Raw genomic sequence first — 4,645 nt, 5'->3', positions numbered from 1 at the left:
GAGGCGGCGCGGGGAGCGGTCAGGCGCGGGGGTGGGCCCGGCGGTAGGTGTCGCGCAGGCGCTCCACGGACACGTGGGTGTAGATCTGCGTGCTGCGCGGGCTGGCGTGGCCCAGGAACTCCTGCACGCTGCGCAGGTCGGCGCCGCCGTTGAGCAGGTGGGTGGCCGCGCTGTGCCGCAGACCGTGCGGCGCGCTGTCCGCACCGACGGCGCGCAGGTGGGCGTGCACGTCCTCGCGGGCCTGGCGGACGCCCAGGCGGCCGCCCCGCGCCCCCAGGAACAGCGCGGAGCCGCTGGTGGCGCCCGCCATCTCCGGGCGGCCGCCGCTCAGCCAGGCGTCGAGGGCGTCCAGGGCCGGACCGCCCACGGGAACCGTGCGCTCCTTGGCCCCCTTGCCCAGGACGCGCACGGTGTCGCGTTCGCGGTCCACGTCGGCGAGGTCCAGAGCGCACAGCTCGGCGACGCGCACGCCGGTGGCGTAGAGCGTCTCCACCACCGCGCGGCGGCGCAGGCCGGTCGGGGTGCCCTCGGTCTCCCCCGCGAGCGCCGCGGCGGCCTGGCGCTCGTCGAGCACCGTGGGCAGGGAGCGCTGCTGCGCCGGGCTGGCCAGGCGCGGGCCGGGGTCGGCCGCCAGCACGCCCTCGCGGTGCAGGAACCGGGTGAACGCGCGGACGGCGGCCACGCGGCGGGCCACGGTGGCGCGGCTCGCGCCCGCGTCGCGGGCACGGGACAGCCACCCGCGCACCAGGTCCACGTCCAGGTCCCGCACGCTCCGCCCCCGCTCCTCCAGGTGTGCCAGGAGGGAGCGCAGGTCGGCCAGGTAGCCGCGCACGGTGTGGGGCGAGCGCCCCAGCTCGCCCGACAGGTGCGCGGCGAAGCTCTCCAGCACGCCTACCTCCCGGAGGGCAGACAGGCGACCCCCTCGACCTCCACGAGGTGGGTGGGGTCGACCAGTCCGCTCACCTCCACCAGGGAGGCGGCGGGCAGGTGCCCGTCGGGCAGGCACTCCAGCAGGGCGGAGCGGAACTCCTCCAGGTCGGAGATGTGGCGCAGGTAGTAGGTGAGCTTGACCAGGTGGCCCAGATCCGCGCCGTGGCGGGACAGGACGGCCTCCAGGTTGCGGAAGATCTGGCGCGTCTGCCCCCCGATGTCCCCGGCGACCTCTCCCCCGGGCCCCTCGGGGGTCTGTCCGGAGACGAACAACAGCGGCCCGTCCGCCACCAGGGCGTCACTGTAGGGTTTGGTCATGGCGTCACCGTACCCGTCATGCGGGGCGCGCTACCGTCGCCGCACGCCGGTCCGCGTGCCGCCCCCGGGACCGCGTACCGGCTCCGCCCCCGCGCGTGCCGCCCCCGGGACCGCGGGTAGCCCGGATGGAGTTCCGCCACCGCTTCGCCCCGCCCGGGCCGAAGACCGGATGTGGCGGGAGCGGACCACGGAGCGTACGCGGCGCGCGGGACCCGTCTTCGCCAGGCCCGGCGGCCGTAGCCGTCCACGGTGCCGCACGGCCCCGGCGGCCGTCCGGCGGCCCCTGACCGCCCCGACCCCGCGGCGCACGCCGGGAACCGGCTTGCCGGTCGCGGCCTCCGCCCGCTCACTGCGGCAGCCGCCAGCCCGACGGACAGCGCTCCACCAGTCCGGCCGCGGCCAGCATCCCCAGGGAGCGCAGGGTCCTCTCCAGACGGGTCCCGCTGGCCACGGCGATCACCGCGGGCCCGGCGCCGGACCTGGGCACCGCCGCCAGGACGCGGGCGCTGTCCTGGTCGAGCTCGGCCGACACCCGCAGCGGCCCGGACTCCGGCGGCAGCTCACCCAGCGCGCTCACCTGGGCGACGACGTCGTCCGCGCAGGTGACGCAGCTCGCGTTCCAGTCTCGGAGCAGCAGGTGGCAGCCCACCGACATCCCCGAGGTGACCGGGCCGGGGACCGCCATCAGCGCCCGGTTGAGCTCGGCCGCGTGCGAGGCGGTGTTGAGGGCACCGCTACGCCGTCCGGCCTCCACCACCACCGTGCCCGGGGTGAGCGCGGCGATCAGCCGGTTGCGTACGAGGAAGTCCGGTGCGCGCGGGGTGGCGCCCACCGGCCGCTCGCTCACCAGCACCCCGGTGCGGGCGACGTCGGCGAACAGGCCCGCGTGCCCGCGCGGGTAGTCCACGTCCAGCCCGCAGGCCAGCACCACGACCGTGCCGCCGTGGGCCTGGGCCGCCCGGTGCGCGGCCCCGTCGATCCCGTAGGCGCCGCCGGAGACCACCACGACCGCGCGCTCGGCCAGCTCGTAGGCCATCTCCGCCGCCACGTGCTCCCCGTAGGGCGTGGCCGAGCGCGCGCCCACCACGGCCACCGAGCGCAGGCACAGGTGACGCAGGTCCCCCGCGCCGCGCACCCACAGTCCGTGCGAGCGCCGCCCTCCGGGCAGGTCCAGTTCGTCGAGGCGGCCCGGCCACTCGGGGTCCCGCGGGGCCACGAAGCGGATGCCGGCCGCCGCCGAGTCGCCGAGCAGCCCGTCGGGGTCCACCGCCCGCGCCGCGGCGCCCCACCGCGCCCACCTGCGTTCCAGAAGGGTCTGCGCCTCCGGTCCCGGGCCGTCCTCCCCGGCTTCGACAGGCACCGGCGGCGGGTGCGCCCCCGCCGCCAGCAGCGCCCACACCCGTTCCGCGCCGTGCTCGGCGAGCATCGCCCCCAGCCACAGGTCCCCCGGCGGGGCCACCGCCGTCAGGCAGGCCCGCGCCCGCGCGTCCGCCTCGTCCTCCGCGTCCCGCACCGTCCCCCCGCTCTCCTCCGTCGTGTCCGTGTTCACCACGCGCGCCCCGCCCAGAGCGCGAAGGCGTAGGCCGCCTCCTCCTCGCCGGGGCGGTCCCGGTCGGCGAGGTCGGCCAGGGTCCAGGCGACCCGCAGGGCGCGGTCCACCCCCCGGGCGCTGATCTGTCCGAGGTCCATCGCTCTGCCCAGCACCCGCAGCGCGGCGGTCTCCACCGGGAACTCCCGGCGCAGCTGCGCCCCGGGGATGGCCGCGTTGGTGGTCCAGGGCGTGTGCGCCAGCCGCTCGGCGGCGCGGGCGCGGGCCTTCTCCACCCGGGCGGCCACCACCTCGGAGGACTCGGCGAAGGCGCGGTCGGCGAGCAGCTCGGCCCTCGACACCGGTTGCAGCTCCACCTTGAGGTCGATCCGGTCCAGCAGGGGCCCGGACAGGCGGGAGAAGTAGCGGCGCCGCTCACCGGCGGGGCAGGTGCACAGGGCGCCGGGTTTGGCGCAGGGGCAGGGGTTGGCGGCCATCACCAGCTGGAAGCGGGCCGGGAAGGTCACCGTCGAGGAGGCGCGGGCCAGGACCACCTCGCCGCGCTCCAGGGGTTCGCGCAGGGAGTCCAGCACCCCGCGCCCGAACTGCGGGGCCTCGTCGACGAAGAGCACGCCGCGGTGGGCCTTGGACACCCAGCCGGGCGTGGGGTAGCCGCTGCCCCCGCCGATGATCGAGGCCCGGGTGGAGGTGTGGTGCGGAGCCGCGAAGGGGGGCGCGGTGACCAGGGGCGCGCCGGGCGGCAGCATGCCCGCCACCGAGTGGATCGCGGTGGCCTCCAGCGCCTCGGCGGGGCTGAGCGGGGGCAGCACGGTGGGCAGGCGTTCGGCGAGCAGGCTCTTGCCGGTGCCGGGAGGCCCCAGCATCATGAGGTTGTGGCCGCCGGCCGCGGCGATCTCCACCGCGCGGCGGGCCACCGGCTGCCCCAGGACGTCGGACAGGTCGGGCCCCTGGCCGCGCGGCTCCCGGGGACGGGGCACGGCCTCCGCCTCGTGCGCCTCGGGAAAGTACTCCCCGCGCAGCCACTGGCACAGGTCCATCAGGCTGTCCACCGCCGTCACCTCGGCGCCGGGCACCAGCCGGGCCTCGGCGGCGTTCCCCCGCGCGACGACGAACCTGCGGTAGCCCTGCTCGGCGGCCGACACGACCGCCGGGAGGACCCCCAGCACCGGCCGTGCCCGGCCGTCCAGGCCGAGTTCCGCGATGAGGACGCTGTCCTCCAGCCGCTCCACCGGCACCGAGCCCGCCGCGGCGAGGACGGCGGCGGCGATGGCCAGGTCGAACAGGCTCCCGGACTTGGGCAGGCTGGCCGGGGACAGGCTGATGACGATCTGGCCGCTGGGCCACTCCTCGCCGCTGTTGACGACGGCGGCGCGGATGCGGTCCCTGGCCTCGCGGAGCGCGGCGTCGGGCAGCCCCACCAGGGTCACCCCGAAGTCGCCGCCGCCCAGGTGCACCTCCACCTCGACGATGTGCCCCTGGACGCCCAGCAGGGCGATGCAGCGGGTGCGGGCGAGCGTCATCATGCCATCCCCCGCTCATGGGAGACGAACACGCGCCCGCCGCTGATCAGGACGCAGACGCCGTCCACACGCAGGGGGTGGGCGGGCACCCGGTGCCGGACCGCCCAGGCGTGTCCGAGGCGGCGCAGGCGGCGCCTCTTGTCGGGGGTGATGGCCTCCACCGGGTGCCCGTGCCGGACGGAGGTACGGGTCTTGACCTCCGCGACGACCAGGACGGGGCCGTCCCGGGCGACGATGTCGATCTCCCCGTCGGGGATGCGCCAGTTGCGGGCGACCACCCGCATCCCGGCGCGTCGGAGGAAGGCCGCGGCGAGGTCCTCGCCGCGGC

At 77.2% G+C, this 4,645-nt stretch carries 5 protein-coding genes; all 5 read right to left on the bottom strand.

Going from position 1 to position 4,645, the window contains the following annotated elements:
- Nucleotides 1-19 precede the first annotated feature (19 nt).
- Complete coding sequence (locus tag DQW06_RS10710; protein WP_013151292.1) at nt 20-889, bottom strand: tyrosine recombinase XerC; 870 nt, start codon at nt 887-889, stop codon at nt 20-22.
- Between the two features lie 2 nt (nt 890-891).
- Nucleotides 892-1,248, bottom strand: coding sequence for a RidA family protein (locus DQW06_RS10705; protein ID WP_013151291.1), 357 nt, complete (start codon nt 1,246-1,248; stop codon nt 892-894).
- Nucleotides 1,249-1,594: 346 nt separating this feature from the next.
- Entirely contained in the window at nt 1,595-2,761 is a 1,167-nt protein-coding gene (locus tag DQW06_RS10700; RefSeq protein ID WP_117198375.1) for a DNA-processing protein DprA, read from the bottom strand.
- A gap of 32 nt (nt 2,762-2,793) precedes the next feature.
- Nucleotides 2,794-4,317 (bottom strand): YifB family Mg chelatase-like AAA ATPase, encoded by a 1,524-nt coding sequence (locus DQW06_RS10695; protein ID WP_013151289.1) that lies wholly within the window; start codon nt 4,315-4,317, stop codon nt 2,794-2,796.
- On the bottom strand, nt 4,317-4,645 hold a 329-nt coding region (locus DQW06_RS10690), incomplete at its 5' end, for a YraN family protein (protein ID WP_117198374.1). The genes DQW06_RS10690 and DQW06_RS10695, both read right to left, overlap by 1 nt.

This window comes from Nocardiopsis sp. TNDT3, from assembly GCF_003427465.1.
GTDB classification, from domain to species: domain Bacteria; phylum Actinomycetota; class Actinomycetes; order Streptosporangiales; family Streptosporangiaceae; genus Nocardiopsis; species Nocardiopsis dassonvillei.
The sequence above is the reverse complement of the archived record's forward strand: the minus strand, read 5'-3'. Positions and strand labels throughout refer to the sequence as shown.

Bases quoted from the DNA above. Each gene is read 5' to 3' on its own strand.
- DQW06_RS10705 (WP_013151291.1), bottom strand. From the start codon at position 1,248: ATGACCAAACCCTACAGTGACGCCCTGGTGGCGGACGGGCCGCTGTTG.
- DQW06_RS10695 (WP_013151289.1), bottom strand. From the start codon at position 4,317: ATGACGCTCGCCCGCACCCGCTGCATCGCCCTGCTGGGCGTCCAGGGG.